19 protein-coding genes are annotated in these 19,703 nt (G+C 43.8%); 1 reads left to right on the forward strand and 18 read right to left on the reverse strand.

All coding sequences use genetic code 11. The features are described from left to right. Positions 1–14: 14 nt before the first annotated feature. From spoVT to metG, 18 genes are all read right to left on the reverse strand, one after another. Positions 15–551 carry a stage V sporulation protein T gene (gene spoVT, locus HFA01_RS17800; RefSeq protein WP_146818728.1) on the reverse strand — a complete coding sequence of 179 codons (537 nt, stop codon included), beginning with the start codon at positions 549–551 and terminating at the stop codon, positions 15–17. Between the two features lie 459 nt (positions 552–1,010). Continuing rightward, positions 1,011–4,547, reverse strand: a complete 3,537-nt coding sequence (gene mfd / locus HFA01_RS17805) for a transcription-repair coupling factor (RefSeq protein WP_146818729.1) — start codon at positions 4,545–4,547, stop codon at positions 1,011–1,013. 49 nt (positions 4,548–4,596) lie between these two features. Continuing rightward, entirely contained in the window at positions 4,597–4,827 is a 231-nt protein-coding gene (gene fin, locus HFA01_RS17810; protein ID WP_115824771.1) for an anti-sigma-F factor Fin, read from the reverse strand. Positions 4,828–4,903: 76 nt separating this feature from the next. Further along, positions 4,904–5,467 (reverse strand): aminoacyl-tRNA hydrolase, encoded by a 564-nt coding sequence (gene pth / locus HFA01_RS17815; protein WP_146818730.1) that lies wholly within the window; start codon positions 5,465–5,467, stop codon positions 4,904–4,906. Positions 5,468–5,772: 305 nt separating this feature from the next. Beyond that, positions 5,773–6,426 carry a 50S ribosomal protein L25/general stress protein Ctc gene (locus tag HFA01_RS17820; protein ID WP_146818731.1) on the reverse strand — a complete coding sequence of 218 codons (654 nt, stop codon included), beginning with the start codon at positions 6,424–6,426 and terminating at the stop codon, positions 5,773–5,775. A gap of 79 nt (positions 6,427–6,505) precedes the next feature. Further along, positions 6,506–7,459, reverse strand: a complete 954-nt coding sequence (locus HFA01_RS17825) for a ribose-phosphate diphosphokinase (protein WP_146818732.1) — start codon at positions 7,457–7,459, stop codon at positions 6,506–6,508. Between the two features lie 15 nt (positions 7,460–7,474). Further along, the gene (gene glmU, locus HFA01_RS17830) at positions 7,475–8,854 is read right to left on the reverse strand and encodes a bifunctional UDP-N-acetylglucosamine diphosphorylase/glucosamine-1-phosphate N-acetyltransferase GlmU (protein ID WP_146818733.1); all 1,380 of its coding nucleotides are present in this window, start codon (positions 8,852–8,854) and stop codon (positions 7,475–7,477) included. 157 nt (positions 8,855–9,011) lie between these two features. Next, a complete protein-coding gene (spoVG, locus tag HFA01_RS17835) occupies positions 9,012–9,311 on the reverse strand; it encodes a septation regulator SpoVG (RefSeq protein WP_075038302.1) in 300 nt (99 codons plus the stop codon). 171 nt (positions 9,312–9,482) lie between these two features. After that, positions 9,483–10,301: a pur operon repressor gene (gene purR / locus HFA01_RS17840; RefSeq protein ID WP_146818734.1), complete on the reverse strand. Its 819-nt coding sequence runs from the start codon at positions 10,299–10,301 to the stop codon at positions 9,483–9,485. A gap of 53 nt (positions 10,302–10,354) precedes the next feature. Next, on the reverse strand, positions 10,355–11,227 hold the full coding sequence (gene ispE / locus HFA01_RS17845) for a 4-(cytidine 5'-diphospho)-2-C-methyl-D-erythritol kinase (RefSeq protein WP_146818735.1): 873 nt from the start codon (positions 11,225–11,227) through the stop codon (positions 10,355–10,357). A 116-nt stretch (positions 11,228–11,343) separates the two neighbouring features. Further along, positions 11,344–11,523 carry a small, acid-soluble spore protein, alpha/beta type gene (locus HFA01_RS17850; protein ID WP_146818736.1) on the reverse strand — a complete coding sequence of 60 codons (180 nt, stop codon included), beginning with the start codon at positions 11,521–11,523 and terminating at the stop codon, positions 11,344–11,346. Positions 11,524–11,691: 168 nt separating this feature from the next. Further along, positions 11,692–11,952 (reverse strand): biofilm formation stimulator Veg, encoded by a 261-nt coding sequence (gene veg / locus HFA01_RS17855; protein ID WP_035511778.1) that lies wholly within the window; start codon positions 11,950–11,952, stop codon positions 11,692–11,694. A 259-nt stretch (positions 11,953–12,211) separates the two neighbouring features. Further along, complete coding sequence (gene yabG / locus HFA01_RS17860; RefSeq protein ID WP_174787840.1) at positions 12,212–13,096, reverse strand: sporulation peptidase YabG; 885 nt, start codon at positions 13,094–13,096, stop codon at positions 12,212–12,214. A 69-nt stretch (positions 13,097–13,165) separates the two neighbouring features. Then, positions 13,166–14,035, reverse strand: coding sequence for a 16S rRNA (adenine(1518)-N(6)/adenine(1519)-N(6))-dimethyltransferase RsmA (rsmA, locus tag HFA01_RS17865; RefSeq protein WP_146818738.1), 870 nt, complete (start codon positions 14,033–14,035; stop codon positions 13,166–13,168). Next, positions 14,025–14,588, reverse strand: coding sequence for a ribonuclease M5 (rnmV, locus tag HFA01_RS17870; RefSeq protein WP_146818739.1), 564 nt, complete (start codon positions 14,586–14,588; stop codon positions 14,025–14,027). The genes rsmA and rnmV overlap by 11 nt, the downstream gene beginning before the upstream one ends. A 99-nt stretch (positions 14,589–14,687) precedes the next feature. After that, positions 14,688–15,941, reverse strand: coding sequence for a G5 and 3D domain-containing protein (locus tag HFA01_RS17875; protein ID WP_146818740.1), 1,254 nt, complete (start codon positions 15,939–15,941; stop codon positions 14,688–14,690). Positions 15,942–16,154: 213 nt separating this feature from the next. Beyond that, positions 16,155–16,925, reverse strand: coding sequence for a TatD family hydrolase (locus tag HFA01_RS17880; protein ID WP_146818741.1), 771 nt, complete (start codon positions 16,923–16,925; stop codon positions 16,155–16,157). A gap of 80 nt (positions 16,926–17,005) precedes the next feature. Next, the gene (gene metG, locus HFA01_RS17885) at positions 17,006–18,961 is read right to left on the reverse strand and encodes a methionine--tRNA ligase (RefSeq protein ID WP_146818742.1); all 1,956 of its coding nucleotides are present in this window, start codon (positions 18,959–18,961) and stop codon (positions 17,006–17,008) included. A gap of 415 nt (positions 18,962–19,376) precedes the next feature. On the opposite strand from metG, the gene abrB reads away from it, so the two are divergent. Next, positions 19,377–19,652 (forward strand): transition state genes transcriptional regulator AbrB, encoded by a 276-nt coding sequence (gene abrB / locus HFA01_RS17890; RefSeq protein ID WP_075038313.1) that lies wholly within the window; start codon positions 19,377–19,379, stop codon positions 19,650–19,652. Positions 19,653–19,703 lie beyond the last annotated feature (51 nt).

The raw sequence follows: 19,703 nt of genomic DNA on the forward strand, positions 1-19,703 counted from the left end.
TCTGACCTTACTTGCTACTCCATTTGTTTGGCTAAAAAGCTAGCGGCTGTCTGAACAGCTTTACTGGCCCCGTCTTCTAATGGAGAACCTTCTTTATTGAAGGCGACGACGCAGCCGATGGGGTCCCCTTGCGCAATGATAGGATAAATAAGATATGAGATCACATCTTCTTCCTGACCCCGAGTCAATTCAACCGGCTCCGGATGTTTCTCAAAAGACATTGTTCTAGAATCCATGACTTCTTCGACCTTAGACCCGATCGATCGGTTCATATAATCCTTTTTCGCACTTCCCGCCACCGCTATATACTCATCACGATCGCATATCAACACAGGAGCTTCTAAAGACTCACTGAGCGCTTCTGCGTACTCTTTTGCAAAATCACCCAACTCGCTGATAGGTGAATATTTTTTTAGTATGACTTCACCTTCACGGTCTACAAAAATCTCTAAAGGATCACCTTCACGAATCCTCAGCGTACGGCGGATCTCTTTCGGGATAACAACACGTCCTAAATCATCAATACGGCGTACAATACCAGTTGCTTTCATTCTTTATGCTGCCTCCTTTTCTGTGATGACTGCCTATCTATACCTGTTGAAGCGCAAGCAGAACAAGCGGGTGATTAAAGATAGTATGATTCAGCAATAAAAACCTATACACCCTTTGGATGGATTTTTTCATAAAAAATGTAAACTTGGAATGTGGAGGTGCCTTGGGCAGCTTCGACAAGCATAAGCAGAGCAGCTTTTGTGAGGCGCTTTTTCCTCACAAAGATGATTTGCTTATGACCTCGAGAAGCTAGGCACCGGAACTGGACTTAACCGGATGTGGAGGCGACCGTTTAGACATGACAAGCGTAAGACAAGACACGCAATGGAGTTGTCTTTCTCCATGGAGTGGATTGACTTATGACCTCGAATGTCTGGGAGCCGGAACTGGACGATTTGAAATGTGGAGGTGCCTTAAAAATAAGAAAAGCCTCATCCCTATTAAGGGATGAGGTATGATCAAGCAGTCGATACTTCCCGCATCATCTCAGGAAGTTTGCTGATAAATTCTTCAACAAGCTCATATCGTTTAAATTCTGTCTTACGATCCCATGTGAAGGTCACCTTCAATTGGGAATCTTCCGTCCCCAGTTGGACCATACGACCATATTGATTGGCGAATTCGAACAGCTTGGTTCCATCGATCTGCTGACTTTGCTCGGCTTCCATCAGCATTTCGATTTTCTTTTTCTTCTCTGTCACGCTTTCAATTCGTGAACGTTTTGCTTGAAGTCGAATAGAAGAAACACGGAACAAGTTATCCACCTCCTGCGGATAATCCCCGAACCGATCGATCAATTCATCTCGCAAGTCATGGATATCTTCAACCGTTTCAATCGCCTGGAATACTTTGTACATGTCAATTTTCTGCTTTTCATCTGCGATGTATTCATCTGGAATATACGCATCCAGCATCATATCAAGCTCCGGTTGGAATGGCTTTACACTTTCCGGTTCTTTTCCTTGCCTTTTCGCTTCTATTGCGTCTTTCAGCATCTGGGAATACATATCGAAACCGACAGAATCAATATATCCGTGCTGCTGTGCTCCTAAAAGGTTCCCTGCTCCACGAATGGACAAATCGCGCATGGCGATTTTAAACCCGGACCCGAGCTCCGTGAATTCCTTAATGGCCTGCAATCGTTTCTCGGCCACTTCTGTCAGCACTTTATCCTTTTGATAGGTAAAATACGCGTAGGCGACCCGGTTCGACCTTCCGACACGACCACGCAGTTGATACAGCTGACTTAAGCCCATACGATCGGCATCATAAACGATGAGTGTGTTCACATTTGGAATGTCGACACCCGTCTCGATGATTGTCGTACTGACAAGCACATCAAATTCACCTTCAAGGAAGGAGAACATGACATTCTCAAGCTCTGTCTCATTCATCTGTCCATGGGCAAAAGTGACTCTCGCCTCAGGGACAAGTTCGGCAATTTGCTGTGCCATCCGTTCGATGTTTTCTACGCGGTTGAAAAGGAAAAATACCTGTCCGCCCCGGGCCATCTCCCTTTCCACCGCCTCCCTGAGGAAAATCGGATTATATTCAAGCACGTACGTCTGAATAGGGAAACGGTTAGCGGGCGGTGTTTCAATGACGGACAAATCCCTGACCCCAAGCATGGACATGTGCAGGGTTCTTGGGATTGGAGTCGCCGTCAATGTCAGCACATCCACATTGTTTTTCAGCTGCTTGATTTTCTCTTTGTGTTTAACTCCGAAACGTTGTTCTTCATCGACGATCAACAATCCTAAGTCTTTGAACTGCATATCTTTCGATAAAATTCTGTGTGTCCCCACGACCACATCGACGAGACCTTTCCTCAGACGATCTGTAGTTTCCTTTTGCTGCTTTTTTGTCCGGAAGCGGCTCATAAGGCCGATGTTAATCCCAAAGCCTTGGAATCGTTCTTGAAGCGTCTCATAATGCTGTTGAGCTAGAATCGTTGTAGGTACAAGCAAAGCCACCTGTTTTCCATCGATGATCGCTTTGAAAGCGGCACGAATCGCGACTTCTGTCTTTCCATACCCCACATCTCCGCACAGTAGACGATCCATCGGGCGCACACGTTCCATATCGGATTTGATTTCTTCGATACAACGGATTTGATCTTCCGTTTCTTCGTAAGGGAAAGCCGCTTCAAAGTCTTTTTGCATTTCTCCATCTTCACTGAACGCAAACCCTTTGGAGGCTTCACGTTCAGCATAGAGTTGAATCAAATCATCAGCAATATCTTCGACCGAGGATTGGACACGACTCTTCACTTTTTTCCACTCACTGCCGCCAAGCTTATAAACTTTCGGCTCTTTCCCTTCCGAGCCTACATATTTTTGAATCAGATCAATTTGGTCAATCGGTACATATAGCTTGTCATTTCCAGAGTAATTGACCATCAGAAAATCTTTATGGTTTCCAGCCATTTTCAGCGTTTCAATTCCTAGATACTTCCCGATTCCATGGCTGGCATGGACGACATAATCACCGACCTTCAATTCCTGATAGTTTTTAATCCGCTCGGCGTTCGACATTTTTTGCTTGCGCTTCGGTTTAGCGGTTCGTTTCTTGAACAGTTCATTTTCGGTCATGACCGCAAGCTTATGCATCGGCCATTCGAATCCATGGCTGATATTACCTGTGATAATCGTCGGTTTCACTAAAGGAAGCTGGACGTCTCCTTCTGCAATAACCGCTTCCATATCATAATCTCGAAGCACACCTTCAATCTTGGACTTTCTTTTTTCATCAGGAGCAAGAATCACAACAGAGAAATCCTGCTTTTCCCAGCGATCCATTTCATTTTTTAATAAGTTCATCTGCCCATGGAATTGCTGCATCTGACGACTCGAGATGTTCACAATATTCTGTGGTTGTGTATTAGGGATATGCCTCATAAAAACGGACAGATAAAGACGAGGATGCTGGATCTTCATCCATGCATCCTGCCAGTCAAATGAAAGATGAAGCTCTCGTACCGTCTGATTGGCTTCCAGCATACTGTTGTGCCATTCCGCTTCTTCCTGGTCAAGACGATTGGCCGTTTCCTGGATTCTGCTCATCTCATCAAGAATGACGAGACCCGTTTCAGGCAGGTAGTCTAGTAGACTGACAGGTTCCTCGTAGAAATATCCAATATACTTATAAATTTCCTGGAAATGGTCTTTGGCTTTCAAAAGATCCAAATCATGCTCGATCACTTGAGCGAGTGTCTCTTTCGCATCTTGTTTGGTCAATTTCTTCAAAGAATGGCTCAGGGCATTCTCCAGCCGATCATGGGCTCTGGCAAAATCCTCGTCCTTGAGCAACAGTTCGGTCGCTGGACCGATTTGAACCGCATCCAGTTTGTCATGAGATCGTTGCGTTTCGGAATCAAACGTCCGGATCGAATCCACTTCTGTATCGAACAACTCAATCCGATACGGAAACTCAGCGGTCAGTGGGTACACATCCATGATTCCCCCACGTAAAGAAAACTCTCCTGGTGTTGCAACCATCTCTGTTCGGTCATAACCCATGTTCACTAAGCGTTCTAAGTATTGATCGAGGTTGATTTCTTCCCCAACACGAAAAGGGAGCTGACTTTGCTCCCAGTAAGATTTCGGTGGCATCATTCGTTTTAGTGCAGCCACAGGCGCAATCAGAATACCTTTTTCCTGGGACAGCCATTGACTTAATGCGTCGATACGCTGACTTCTCAGTTCAGGGCTCGCAACAGCGATTTCCGATGCAATCAATTCATTGACCGGATACAGATGAACCTGTTCGGAATCGGTCAATTCTTGCATATCTTCATACAATTGTTGTGCTTGTATCAGTTGATGAGTCACGATGATGACAGGTCGCTCCAAGGACTCTTGAAGCATGGAGACCATCAAGCTTCTTGAAGCCCCGGATAACCCAGCGACCATCTGTTCCTTCATTCCTGTTTTAAAGCCTTCGACAACAGAATGAATATCATCCTGAGGGAATAAATAATCCTTAATACCTTGCATAACGAATTCCTCCACCACCAAGATTTCCGATTGATTCAGAAATCAAGATTTACTGTATAAAAAAGTCAAGCTCATGGTAATGTGGATTGTCGTCTAATGATTCTTTGCACGAGTCACAAATGGTCCTGATGTCCATGTCGCCACTCGCAGTCATATGAACCATTTGCTCTTGGTCCTGATCATTTAGGATATCAAAGCCCAACTGGGACACATCCACATGTTTTGCATCTAATTCTCCGACCTGATTTTCACAATGGCGGCAAAAATAACGTATTTTCATTTCCATCCTCCTCGAGGGGTTGATGGTAGATAGTTTTACCGTCATTCGGGAGTGTTATACGAACACAGTAATCCCGTCACCTCACATTAAAATCATTCATTACTTCGTTAAACGGTTGCTCGATCCATGCTTCACATGCTTTCACCGCATAATCAATGCTTTCTTCTACTGGTCCTTGTTCTTCTTTAGAGAAGCCACCTAACACATGATCGATCACTGTTTTTGAACCTTCCGGGCGACCCACTCCGACACGCAGTCGTTTAAATTCTTTTGTTCCCAGCTGATCAATAATATTGCGAATGCCATTATGACCACCATGGCCGCCTTTTTTCCGCAAACGAATCTTCCCTGGGGGCAGATCCAAGTCATCATATACCACCAATACATCTTCGATATCGATATCATAAAAGTCCATCATAGGGCGGAGAGCTTCCCCGGATAAATTCATATACGTTTGAGGTTTCAAAAGGATTACTTTCTCCCCGTTGAAACGCTCCATCGTGAATAAACCGTTAAATTTTTTCTGACTCAAAGACCACTGATTTCGTGAAGCCAATGCATCTATAATCATAAACCCGATATTATGACGGGTGTCTTCATACTTTTTCCCTGGATTCCCAAGTCCTACTATACACTTCATACATAACTTCCTTTTCTGTCTTTATACTATTGATTCATTATATCAAAAGGAAACGCGGAAAGATGTCAAAATGCGTTTCATCCATGCAAAAACTTGCTCCTAATCTGTCGTGTGTTTATACAATCCCCTTAACCTGGATTCTTAAACCGGAGGAAAGGGTGAATGAGGGGACACTAAAAGCATAAGCCCATCAACAGTTATAAAGCTTCTTTAACACCATTGATTGACTTATGAACACAGGAATATAAAAGGTGAACGATTAAAAAGGGCGCGCCCTCATGGCCACGCCCTTCGTGTGTATCCCATTACTCTTCTTTTTCTTCGGAATCTTCTTCTGCATCCTCTGATTTCTCATTAATAACTTCAGGTTCAGCATCAGCATCTGTATCCGGCTCGTCTTCCGGCATCTCTTCCGGAGGAGTAACAGATACAATCGTTGTATTTTCATCTTCGGTAATCTCATAGTTTTTGGACTCTTTCAAGTCACTAACCATGATGCTGTCACCGATATTCAGTTCTGAAATATCAACAACGATTTCTTCAGGAATATCGCGCGGCTTCGCACGGACAGCCAACTCGTAAAGTGGCTGCTGGACAACGCCACCCTCTTTACTTCCTGCCGCTTCACCTTCTAAGTGTACAGGAACTTCAACATCCATCTCCTCAGACATGTTTACAATATAAAAGTCTGCGTGGATCAATTCATCTTTCAAAGGATCGACTTGATATTCATGCAGCATGACATCCACGGTGTCTTTTCCATCAATATCAAGAGAGATAATCGCGTTCTTACCTTCATCACGAACGGTTTTAAGTAACTCTATGCTGTTAACAGCAACCGTGATCGGTTCTTTATCCTTCCCGTATACGACACTAGGAATGTTTCCTTCCAGGCGAAGTTCACGGGTTACAGATTGCTTGAGATTTTGTCTTTGATTTGCTTTTAATGTAATAGCCAAATTAATCAACCTCCAGTAATTTACCAATCATTAATTCAGTTTCCCGTTAAAAACAAGAGTTAAACCTAATTACTCAAAATTAATCAAATAAAATACTAATGGATTGACGCTCATGGACACGAACAATGGCTTCACTAATCAAGCCAGCTACAGAAAGCTCTGTAATTTTCTCGCTTGATTTCTCTTCACCAAGTGGAATCGTGTTTGTAACCACAAGCTCTTTAATTTTCGAGTTATCGATACGCTCGATGGCAGGTCCAGATAGAACAGGGTGCGTACAACAAGCAAACACTTCTTTGGCACCGTTCTCGACAAGAGCATTAGCCGCCAGAGTAATGGTACCCGCTGTGTCAATAATATCATCAATCAAAATTGCGGTCTTGCCTTCAATGTTACCGACGATGTTCATGACTTCTGCAACGTTTGGACGTGGACGGCGCTTATCAATGATCGCAATAGGGGCTTTTAGACGATCCGCCATTTTACGTGCACGTGTAACGCCTCCATGGTCCGGAGAAACGATGACAACATCCTCAAAATTCTTCTCCTCAAAATAATCGGATAGAATCGGAACACCAACAAGGTGATCGATCGGTAAGTTGAAGAATCCTTGAATTTGTGGCGCGTGCAGATCAAGCATCAATACGCGGGAAGCTCCTGCCGTTTCAAGAAGATCCGCAATTAATTTCGCTGTAATCGGTTCACGGGCACGCGCTTTTCTGTCTTGCCTTGCATAGCCGTAATAAGGCATAACAATATTGATTGATCTTGCTGAAGCACGTTTTAGAGCATCGATCATGATTAGGAGTTCCATGATGTGTTGGTTAACAGGCTCACATGTGGATTGGACAACATACACATCGCACCCACGGATACTTTCTTCAATGTTGATTTGAATCTCTCCGTCACTAAAACTCGTGACTGTACATTTACCTAGCTCGACTCCGATGTTATCAGCAATCTCTTTCGCTAACTCAGGATTTGAGTTGAGTGAGAATACTTTCAGTTTTGAATCCTTATATCCAGTTGCCATGGATGGAACCCTCCGTTAATCTTTTTTGATCGATTTCATTTTACTTGCATAGCCTTCTTTATTCGTCTGACGGGAACGGGCAATCGACAAAGCCTCGGACGGGACATCCTGGTTAATCGTGGAGCCCGCAGCCACATAAGCTCCTTTTCCTACGGTGACAGGAGCAATCAAGTTTGAATTGCATCCAATGAATGCATCATCTTCAATCGTCGTCAAATGCTTGTTCTCTCCATCGTAGTTTACCGTTATGGTTCCACAGCCGATGTTGACCCCACTTCCAACTTCAGCATCCCCGATATAACTTAGGTGAGAAGCTTTACTTCCATCGCCGAAGGAAGCCTTTTTCACTTCCACAAAGTTTCCAACTTTCACATCGTCACCTAGAGACGATTGCGGACGGATGTGAGCAAATGGCCCAATCTGTACACGAGATCCGATTTTACTATCAGCAGCGACACTCTGCTTAATAGTCGTCTCACTGCCTACGTGACTGTTTGTAATCGTAGAGTGTGGACCAATAAGGGCATCATCTTCAATGGTCGTTTTCCCTTCCAGAACGCTTCCAGGATAGATGACAACATCTCTTCCTATGGTCACATCCGGACCAATATACGTTTGTTCTGGATCGACAAGCGTAACCCCGTTTCTCATATGTTGCTCGTTTATCCGTTGTTTCATTAGCTTTTCTGCTTTTGATAAAGCAACACGATCATTGACACCTAGAGATTCCGAAAACTCCGGCGTTTGATAAGCGCTGATTGTTTCGCCCTGACCTTTCAGAATTTCAACGACATCAGGCAGGTAGTATTCGCCCTGAACATTATCGTTGGAGACGTTTTTGAGTGCATCGAATAACATAGCATTATCAAAACAATACGTACCTGTATTGATTTCTTGAATCGCCTGTTCTTCTTCAGATGCATCTTTTTGTTCAACGATTCGTTCCACCTGGCCATTTCCGCCACGGATGACACGGCCGTAGCCATGTGGGTCTTCAGCATGTGCAGTCAGAACCGTTGCCTTTGCTCCTTGTGCATCATGATGATCAAGAAGCTTTTGCAGCGTTTCACCTGTCAACAATGGTGTATCACCACAGACAACTACGGTCGTACCTTCTTTATCAGCCAAAATATCATCCGCTTGCAAAACAGCATGGCCTGTTCCCAACTGTTCCTCCTGGATGACGTAATGACTGTCTTCACCAAGCTGTTCCTGGACTTTTTCAGCACCAAAACCTACCACGGTGATTAATTCTTGCAAATCTAATGTATTCAACTGGTCGACAACGTGCTGAACCATCGGCTTTCCACATACAGGATGCAAAACCTTATAGAGTTTTGACTTCATACGTGTACCTTGGCCAGCGGCTAGAACGACAGCATATCGATTAGTCATGAACGTACCTCCATCCTAAATATCCACTTTGAATCATATCTCAATACAACACGTATTTCAACATTTAGAGGAGGAACATGGCCGGAAATCCAACCAAGGTCTAAGAACAAAAAAAGAGTCTAACCTGGTTCGGTTAGACTCTTGTTGTGCGTAAGTATTAGGAAGCGCCGGCTTCTTCGAACTCCACCTCAGCTTCTTCCTCATCACCAGCACGGTGATAAGCTTCAAGTACAGCGTCCTGGATCTTTCCACGAGTACCTGAATTAATCGGGTGTGCAATGTCACGAAACTCCCCATCCGGAGTGCGTTTGCTCGGCATCGCCACGAACAGTCCATTGTTGCCATCAATCACCCGTATGTCATGGACAACAAACTCCTGGTCCAAGGTAATAGAAGCAATTGCTCGCATTCTTCCATCGGTATTCACGCGTCGCAGTCTTACGTCAGTTACTTCCATTAGATTCACCACCTTTTATACAAAAGAACTTATGTAAGACAAATTCCACAAAACGGGAAAAAATCCTGCTAATTTTTCTAAAAAATTTTTATGATTCTGTATATTCGGGTGCGAAACCATGAGAAAAGCCCTCATACAAAAGGATGAGGGCTTTTCTTACCACTATATTTTTTATATATTCTCCAATAAATTTCCCGGTCGGACTTCGATGGAGGATTTGCGTTCATCTGCATTCATAATTTGTACAACAGACAAATAATCGTCCACGACACGATCTTCTTCATCATCTTCCGCTTCAGCAAGCACGCCGATTCCTGCTAATTCAGCGTCGAATTCCATCAACAAGTTCCGCATCCCGTTAATGGTTCCTCCAGCTTTCATAAAATCATCAATGATGCAGACCCTCGATCCTTGAGGCAGGGACCGCTTTGTTAAGACCATGGTTTGAATCTTTCTGGTTGAACCGGAAACATAATTGATGCTTACCGTTGAACCTTCAGAAATTTTAGGATCTCTTCTTGCAATCACGACTGGAACGTTTAAGTAGGAGGCCACGGCATAAGCGAGAGGAATCCCTTTTGTCGCTACCGTCATGACTACATCGATGTCTTTATCACGAAAAGCAGAAGCGAACAGTTTACCGATGTTACGTGTTGTTTCCGGATCACCGAGCAAGTCGCTCATGAATAAATAACCACCTGGAAGGAGCCGCGCGGGGTCCTCCAGCTTCTCACATAGCTCTTCGACGAAACGATGACTTTCTTCTTTTGAGAAAGCAGGGATATATTTCACTCCACCCGCTGCTCCTGAAATCGTCTCTAAATAGCCGATTCCTTCATGTTGAAACATTTTGTTGATGATTCCTAAATCTTCACTGATGGATGATTTTGCAGCATCATACTTTTCCGAGAAAAAAGGAAGGGAAATAAGCTCTCGTGGTCGATCGAGAATATAATGAGTCATGGCGACAAGTCTTTCGCTTCTTTTCATACAAAGACACCTCTAAATCCGAATGTTTTCATTAAATATAACAAATTCGTACGTTATTTATCAAGTGGTTCTCTGTATCCAAGCATACGAACCATAAAAACTTCCGTACAAAAGCCCTTTAAGCTATTATAAATTCTCTGAGCTCGGGCATCGTGTTCAACAAGGGAAAATACAGTTGGACCGCTTCCACTCATGAGAACCGCATCTGCGCCCGCCTGTTTCATCTGATCTTTGATTTGACCGACTTCCTCATGCATCTGCAGCGTCACACCCTCCAGTGTATTGCCAACGTTCTTACAAATGCCGTAGTAATCTCCTTCTTTCAGTGCTTTCACCATGGCTTCTGTATTTGGGTGCTCAGCAGCACTCAAATTAAGGTTCTTATATACCGACTGGGTAGATACACCAAGCGTTGGTTTGGAAAGGACTACCCAACATGGTGGAGGGGCGGGAAGGTGTTGGATTTTTTCTCCTCGACCCGTCGCGAGTGCCGTTCCTCCGTACACACAAAAAGAAACATCCGAACCAATTTCAGATCCTAGTTCGGCTAATTCATCCATGCTCAAACCTAACCCCCACATCCGGTTCACACCACGCAGGACAGCTGCAGCATCACTGCTCCCTCCAGCAAGGCCAGCAGCTACAGGGATGTTCTTTTCAATGAAAATTTTAACTCCCTGGGTTACACCGAAGCGGTCTTTCAACAATTTAGCCGCACGGTAGGCTAAATTCCGCTCATCATTCGGGACGAAACGGCTTTCCGATTCCACTTTGATTTCATTCTCAGAGAGAAGAGTCAATTCAATGCGATCCGCAAGATCCACAGTCGTCATGACCATCTCTACTTCATGAAATCCGTCCGGACGTTTATGTAAAACATCGAGAGACAAATTAATCTTCGCAGGAGCTTTTTCAAGTATTTGCATGCAAGCACCTCATTTTCCATATGATTCTGAAAGCATTGTACCATATTTGATGGGGTGGTGAGAGAGGCACGAGAAAAGAAAAAGCCCCTGGAGCATCAAGCGCCAGGGGGAAAAGCTTACTGTTGGCTGTTCACCATTTGTTCTTCTGCCATTTGAATTGCTCGTTTTACCATATTGCCGGCATCCCGCCCAGAAATGCCGCCCCATCCGTCTTTTTCTACCTTGTCGTAAAACCCAAGTTCTTTCGCGATCTCTTCTTTCAACGAATCGGACATCATGCTGCGCTTACGTCCCATCGTCTTCAGCTCCTTTCGCTTTCACTCAGCTACGACAATGGTAGTATGTGCGGAACATGGCCCGGACAAGCAAGGGAGTTGTATGTAAGGATGGTAATGATTCCTTCTTGATCTTTATGAATGATATTCCTTTTTGCAGACAAAATAAAAAAGCAGCAAACGGTTGGTTCACTGCTCAAGTGCCATAGTCTGTAGGTCGTCGAAGTTCAATTCGACTGTCTCTGTAAGTACATCTGCATAGCTGTAAGATACACGTTCAAAAGCATTTTCTTCTTGATCCAGCTCTACAATGAAAACAGCAGGATATGTTTCTGCCAATACACCGGATCGCTCAATTGTTTTACGGCGTCCGCCGTTTGCTTTCAAAGTTAGACGTTTACCAATTTGCCCTTCAAGGGATTGCTTGATTTCTACTAACGTTTTAGCCACTGCACTCCACCTCACTGTAATTTAGTTTACCACAGACCTGGGACAAAGTCAAATAAAATTATTAATTATACCAACTGAGCATTAACAATGCAACAGAATGATATAAATAATCGGTCCTGGTTAGCTTATCCAATTCAAGGAAAAGTATGTAACCTTTTTTCATTTTCTTAAATACACATACATAGATCTCTCCCACCAAAGCTCGCGATTGTTGAAGGTAAGTATAAAAAAGCCGTCATGGCGACATGACGGCTTGGTTTTATATTTCTTCGGTTTCTTCGGTTTGGTTTTCGGTATAGGGCATACCGATACGGAGCAATCCTTTGGTTTCAATTCCGCCAAGGCCATCTTCTCCACTTATGGTATTGCGAATGACTTCCCAAATGTTGATATGATCCATAAAAGAAGTGTACGCCACACGGGCAGCAACATAGACCGGGTCAATGGCATGAATGTTAACCCGTGCAGGTGAGCTCGCGAAGTTCGCTCCGGCCCTGATGATCGATTCAAAATGGGATTGGCAGGCACCCGCAAAGACGACCATTTGATCGAAGTTCGGGTATTTTCTCCTTATGTTCCTCACAGCTTCTACAAAATATTTGGAATGACGATAAGACTCCAACTCCCTGATGGTTCCTTTCGCTTTGGAGTAAGAGTCGTGTCCCGTCAAAACGACAATTTCCGGGTGCACTTTTTCTATTAGGGACAGGACTTGGTTGGGCATCTCCTTTTCATGAAGATATTGTCCATGGACTTGCAAACCAAGTTGTTCATATAAAGCAATGCATTTCTTCAAAAACAATGGATCTCCATCTATATGAAGAATACGGGGCGGAATTTGAAAATAGTTCGTTTCTTTATTGCTTGTATAGCCGCTCCCCGCTTCTGCTTCCCTTTTTTCTTTGAGCAGCCTGTAATCCTGACGAAACAAACGGTAGGAATAGGCTTCTTTCTCATCCACTTCACTTTTTCTACGGTGATACTCAGCTCCGGTTACTTTTTCAAGATCATCGAGAGGGGCGTCGGCCTCGAGTCGTACATGTTCGCCCATCAATTTTAAGAGCGGTCCCTTCTCTGACTTCACTCGAAAAATGATGTCGTGCTGATAGGATTTCCGTGTTACAAGGTCTCCACTTGATATCATCACTTCCCCACCTCACTCTATACACTACTGTAGTGTATGTGTGAGCATGGGCTTTGTGTCTATTTACAATTACTTATATAAAACGTTGGCTAGATCGGCAAATTCCTGCATTGATAAAGATTCCCCGCGTCGAGATGGTTCGATATTGACCTTCTCCAAGCGGCTTCTCAACTCTTCCTTATCCATTTCCCCTTTAAAATGACGGGCTAAGTTATTCATTAATGTTTTCCTGCGTTGACCGAATGTTGCTTTCACAACGTCGAAGAAGAATTCTTCATCCTCAACATCAACAGGCGGTTTCTCCCTCATTTCCAGATGCAAAACCGAAGAATCGACATTCGGCTGGGGCATAAAGACGGTCTTAGGTACATTTAATACGACACTTGCTTCTGTATAATACTGAACGGCAATGGATAGAGAACCGTAGCTTTTCGTATTCGGTTCAGCAGCCATGCGATCCGCCACTTCTTTCTGGATCATGACAGTTATGCTGTCGATCGGCAATCGATCCATCAGAAGTTTCATAAGAATAGGCGTCGTAATATAATAAGGAAGGTTGGCTACGACACGGACCGGTTGACCAGGCTTAAACTGGTCAGCGATCACACGGGCAACATCCGCTTTCAGTATATCCTGATTGATGACTTCAACATTGTCATAGGAACCAAGGGTTTCTTTGAGAATGGGAAGGAGACGCTGGTCGATTTCAAAAGCGACGACACGATCGGCGTGCTGTGCCAGCTGTTCTGTTAAAGCCCCAATCCCTGGTCCAATCTCTATCGCATTTGCTGAACGGTCGATCCCCGCCTCTGCGATAATATTTTTTAAGATGTTGACATCAATTAAAAAGTTTTGCCCCAAGCTTTTCTTAAAGGAAAACCCAAAGGTCTGCAAAATTTCTTTCGTTCTTGTCGGTGTGGCTACTGCTTTACTGTTCATCTCTTTCCTCCTGTATGATCTTATCCATCGCTTCATTCAGCTGGTGGGATGTAATGTGGAACATATTCAATCGTTTCAACAACTGTTTTCCGTTCGTCTTGCCAATTTTGAGGTGTATCCCCAATTTCTCACGCCGTTTACCTGCTTTTGGCCCTCCGATGAGCCCGTAGTTAACGAGATCAGTTTTTACTATTTCACCTTCTTGGATATCCACTAGTTCATAAACCGCAGACAATGCCTCCCGGATATCAGCAATTGACGCATGTTCGATTCCGATTCCCTTGTCATGTTTGGCCCTTGCCTGATGTTTCGGTAAAAAGGCATGCTTGCACGCAGGAACATGCTGGCTTACGATATTTCTGATCCGCTCTCCAGGGTAATCAGGATCTGTAAATATAATGACCCCTCTTTTCTCCTGGGCATGTTTGATCTGCTCAAGAACGTGCTCATCAATTGCAGAACCATTCGTTTCAATGGTATCCGCATCGACGGCTGATTTAATTCGGGCCGTATCATCTTTCCCTTCCACGACAATCACTTCTTTTATTCTCACGTACCTTCCTCCTGTTGCGTTCCCTTCATCATCTTTCCATAGCATACCATGACTCTATACACGGAAAAAAGCAGAGGAACGATTCCTCTGCTATCTCCATTAGTCCAATATTTTCACTTTTACATTACGCGAACCGAATTTAAGAGCTTCGCTCCTGGAAGGAACGAATAGATCAATTCGGTTGCCGTTAATGGCTCCACCTGTGTCTCCGGCAATGGCATACCCATATCCCTCTACCCAGACGCGACTTCCTAGTGGAATAACGTTCGGGTCAACCGCTACAACTTTTTGGTTAGGATTCGCTTTCAAGTTAATGCCTGTAGCCGTAATACCAGAACAGCCCGTGCAATTCGCCGTGTAGGCGGTGGCATGCATATATAAAGTCTTCGCTCCACTTGTATCGTTTCGAGATACCGTAGTAGCTTCACTGGAAGAAGAACGGGAAGAACCAGAAGAGCTGGACGAGCTTGAAGCAGGTGACGCTTTTTTCTCTACTTTCGTTCCAAGAGCAACGACTTCTGTCTTACTCTCTTGTTCCACTGTTTCTTTGACCAGTTCACGGCTTGTTTCCTCGCCGTTTTTCAAAATCACTTCGTATTCCTTCGTAATCAAACCTTTTTCACCACTGGAAACGACTTTCTTTTTCCCTTTTGGAAGAGAATTGTCTTTCTTCGTTTCCACTGTGAAGTCAACTTCTTCTTCCACAATATCCGTCACTTTTTCGACTCTAGTGATCGTGACCTTTTCGTCAGAGGAAAGCTCTCCTTCTTCACTGATATTCAGTTCATCCAGTTCGTTCAGGGTAATTCCCTCTTCTTGAAGCAGTTCGTCAACTGTTGACGCCGTGGTCCAGACTTTTTCAGATTCCCCGCCGTCATTGACGGTCACTTGGAAGGCCTGCTGGACTTCAATGTCCATACCTTCTTCAATGAGAGTATCAGGATCATGGGAAACTTCATCCCGGTTATTGAACTCCAGACCCTCCTGCTCAAAGAATTCCTCCACCGTCGAGGCAGTTGTAAAGTATTCTTCTGTATGGTTACGATCGATGGCTAGATTGATAGACTTAGATGCTATGTAGGTGACATCCATTCCATACTCAACCGGATCGGATAAGTTATGTGATAATTCATCATGTTGTTGGACAGTGACATCGAGCTCTGATAATAATTCATCGATTGTATCAGCATGAGTGCGGATCAGTTCTTTCTGCCCATTTTGTGTCACTTGCACAGAAGCTTTAGTAGCTTCATACGAAACGGTTACTAAAAAGGCGATGCATAGGACGGCAATCACAGTTGCCCATACCATCATATGACTAATGGCTGATTTTAACAGGTTTCCTATTTTCATCCTTTGGCCTCCTTTCTAAAGCACGCGTTTTATTGTAGTCAAGTGACAAACTCATGTCAAATGGATCCTCTTTACACAAAAATAGAGGAGCCAGCATGACCATCACTGACTCCTCTATTATGCTATTTTACCTATACGATTAACATAACAAACATGTTACATTTCCCATACAATTGGGTGGCTTTTGTAATAAACCTTCCAAGATTTCCGTTATTACGACTGAATTCCAAAGAATTCGAGAGCATTCGAGGTTGTGGTTTTACTGACCTCTTCATAGGAAATACCCTTCAACTCGGCGATTTGTTCCACCACCAGTTGCACATACGCAGGTTCATTTCGTTTCCCACGGTTTGGATGCGGAGCAAGGAATGGGCAGTCCGTTTCAACTAATAAATGCTTTAGGTCCACTGCTTTGGCCACTTCTTTCGGTAATTTTGCATTTTTAAAGGTGACAGGACCTCCCAAGGAAATCATAAAGTTCATATCGATACACTCAAACGCCGTTTCAACCGGCCCGCTATAACAGTGCATGATACCGCCAACCTCCGCAGCATTTTCTTCCTTGAGAATTTCAACGATATCATCGGTCGCCTCCCGATTGTGTATGACGATCGGCATCTTCACTTTCTTTGCCAGACGGATCTGTTTACGGAACACTTCTTTTTGCACGTCTTTCGGTGATTTATCCCAATGATAATCAAGTCCCATTTCTCCGATCGCGACAACTTTTGGGTGCTGGGACAATTCTTCGATCCAGTGAAGGTCCTCTTCCGTCATATCAATGGCATCAACGGGATGCCAGCCTACAGCGGCATAAATATCTTCATACCTCTCAGCAATGTCCATTGCTTTCGGAATCGTTTTCCTGTCGAAGCCTACAACGGTCATATACTTGACACCAGCTTCTTGAGCTCTTTCAATCGTATCTTCCAAGTCCTCCTCGAACTGATCTGCATTCAAGTGGACGTGCGTATCAAACAACATTCTTATTCCCACCTTCATCAAATAATCATCATGTAAAAAAGGGAAAGCACTATGGAGAGCTTTCCCTTTTTGTTGGTGTGTTATTTCACTTTCGTACCATTCTTTAACGACTGATCCACAGATGCCAAAGATAAACCATTGTCATCTTCCCCTGCAAGTATCATCCCTTCAGACAATTCCCCGCGGAGTTTGACCGGCTTCAAGTTGGCTACGCAAATGACTTTTCTACCAACAAGGTCTTCCGGAGTGTAGTGTTCGGCAATGCCTGAGACGACTTGGCGCTGCTCATATCCGAGGTCCAGTTGGATTTTCAGCAGCTTATCTGCTTTTTTCACCTTGTCTACTTTCACGACTTCGGCGACACGGAAATCAAGCTTCATGAAGTCATCAATGGTTACTTCTTCTGCTTGATCCTTTTTCTCCTCTTTCTTTTCTTCTTTTTGAGGAGCTGATTTCTTCATCATGTCTTTAATGATTTGGGTTTCTTCTTCCGCATCGAGACGCGGGAAGATCGGCTGGTCTTTTTGTACTTTCGTCCCAGATGGAAGAATTCCAAATTCGCTTAAGCTTTCCCATGCTTTATGCTCATCTGCTGTTACTCCAAGCTGCTGGAAGATACGCTCAGGCGTCTGCGTCAAGAACGGCTGAAGCATAACGGCGATTTGACGTAGAGATTCAGCAAGGTGAGCCATTACATTACCAAGGCGTTCTTTTTGGTTCTCATCTTTAGCCAGAACCCAAGGCTGTGTTTCATCAATATATTTATTCGTACGGCTGACGAATTTCCAAAGATCTGCAAGAGCCACAGAAAACTCCATGTTCTCGAGTGAATCTTCGACCGAGATTCTCGTCTCTTGGGCAAGTTTTTCAAGGCTTTGATCAAATTCATCTTCTCCCAGTTTCAGAGCTGGAATTTCACCATTGAAATATTTACTGATCATCGCCACTGTGCGGTTCAACAGGTTCCCAAGGTCATTCGCAAGGTCATAGTTCGTACGTTCAACGAATGCTTCTGGTGTAAAGACCCCATCTGAACCGAATGGTACTTCACGAAGCAAGTAGTAACGAAGAGCATCGAGACCATAACGGTCGCTCAACTGAACCGGGTCTACAACATTCCCCTTAGATTTGGACATTTTTCCATCTTTCATTAAGATCCAGCCATGGGCAAATACCTGCTTCGGCAAAGGAAGATCAAGAGCCATCAGCATGATCGGCCAATAGATTGTATGGAAACGTACAATCTCCTTTCCGACAAGTTGAACATCTGCCGGCCAATATTTTTGGTATTTAGAATCATCATCACTTTCATAGCCCAGCGCTGTAATATAGTTACTCAACGCATCAATCCATACGTAAATGACGTGCTTCTCATTCCCTGGTACCCCAATTCCCCAATCAAATGTCGTCCTGGAAACAGCCAAGTCTTCAAGTCCTGGTTTAATGAAGTTGTTGATCATCTCATTCTTTCGGCTCTCGGGCTGAATGAACGTCGGGTTCTTTTCATAGAACTCAAGCAATTGGTCGACATAGTTGCTCATCTTGAAGAAGTAGGATTCTTCTTTCACTTTTTCAACTTCCCCGCCACAATCCGGACAGCGGCCGTCTTCAAGCTGACGTTCTGTGAAAAAGGATTCACACGGGGTACAATACCAACCTTCATACTCATCCAGATAGATGTCGCCTTTTTTCATTAAGTAATCGAAAATTTTCGCAACCACCACTTTATGGCGATCCTGCGTTGTACGAATGAAGTCATCATAGGAGATATCGAGTTTATCCCATAATTGTTTAATTCCGCTCACAATATCATCAACGTAAGCTTGTGGAGAGACTCCTTTTTCCTCTGCCTTCCGCTGGATCTTCTGTCCATGCTCATCCGTTCCGGTCAGATACATCACATCGTACCCCCGCAAACGTTTGTAGCGGGCCATTGCATCACCAGCTACGGTTGTATAAGCATGTCCAATATGCAAATTACCACTAGGGTAATAAATAGGTGTCGTTATATAAAACGTCTTGTTTTCCTCAGGCATCCTATTCCCTCCTCAAAATCTTCATACCATAAGTCATAAAAGGTCATGGTATCATTCTATCGATTTATCTTCTTTATTTCCATTCCTAACATTAAAATATACCGAATTTTACGTAAAACTGTCAAAAGAACCAAACATTATAATTTCACATCTGTAAATACTCTGGTAAAATAAAATGTATATAGACATGTTGGATAAACCAACCAGATATGGGATGAAAGGGATGGGTTGAGATGGAAAGAGGCCTGGATGAAACGCTTCACTCACCCATTTTCAATACCTGTACCAGTATGTAGAGTTGGAAATTCTTATCCCTTTTTAAGTAATTGACACGTCTGGGAATGGTTGGTACTATATTGTCGAGACATATGTCGAAACATGACAGCAAAACTTTTGATTGAGGGGAGACAGAAATATGAAATCTACAGGTATCGTACGTAAAGTGGACGAGCTCGGTCGCGTGGTTATTCCGATCGAACTACGACGCACATTAGGCATTAACGAAAAGGACGCGTTGGAGATTTATGTGGATGATGATCGCATCGTCCTTAAAAAATATAAGCCCAACATGACTTGCCATGTCACAGGGGAAGTTTCAGATGAAAATATGAAACTGGCAAACGGCAATCTAGTCCTAAGCAAGGAAGGCGCACAAATGCTGCTTTCAGAATTACAAGACAACCTTAAATAAATTAGATTTAGAGATAAATAGAAAAGAGACGATTTACTGGTAACAGAGAGA

This window comes from Halobacillus faecis (assembly GCF_007991335.1).
GTDB classification, from domain to species: Bacteria; Bacillota; Bacilli; order Bacillales; family Halobacillaceae; genus Halobacillus; species Halobacillus faecis.